At 65.3% G+C, this 636-nt stretch carries 1 protein-coding gene; it reads right to left on the bottom strand.

Annotated features, from left to right (window positions below):
* Window positions 1–172 precede the first annotated feature (172 nt).
* Window positions 173–636, bottom strand: a 464-nt coding sequence (locus ACWGTO_RS33730) for a transposase (protein WP_454578987.1), incomplete at its 5' end; no start/stop codon positions are given.

Below are 636 nucleotides of genomic sequence, written 5' to 3'. Positions count from 1 at the left end.
CGCTTGATGCACGGCGGTGAGCTTTCGACGGCCTGAGGCGGCGCTCTGGTCGCCGTTGCGGTACGTTTTGACAACCCTCGTCGGGCGCCGGGGTTGATCCGTCGGTGATGGCAGGCGGGGGTTTGCGGGTTGCGGTCAGCGGGTTCGTTTCGGGGCGTCTGCGCCCCATCGTTTATGTCGCGAGTTGCGGGATGCGACTGAGGACGATGCGCAGGATGCGCTGGTCCGGGCAGGATGTCGGCAGGTGCAGGCGAATTTGGGTCTTCATCTCGACTACGCGCGCGGCGATCTTGATGAGGCGCAATCGCAACGTGTCGAATTGGGCGACGGCAAAGCTCGATCGTTTCGGCATCGCGGCGCGCAGGCCCCACATAAGCCAGTAGGCGCCGGCATGCAGGAACAGCCTGAACTGGTTAGCCGTCGCTCTTGTGCAGGATGTGCGGTCGGCAGCGAGATGCGTCTTCCAGGACTTGATGTGGTTCTCAGCCCCGCCGCGCCGGCAGTAGACATCCTCGTAGAGCGCCTTGGCCTTGCCACCGGCAAGGTTGGTGACGATGAAGCGGGTGTCAGTACCCTGGGCGCCGACCTCGACGCGGGCGATGATGCGCTCGACGCGGCTCCAGCTGCCGGCGCCGT

The organism is Mesorhizobium sp. PL10 (genome assembly GCF_053714315.1).
This window is presented reverse-complemented; position numbering and strand designations above follow the sequence as displayed.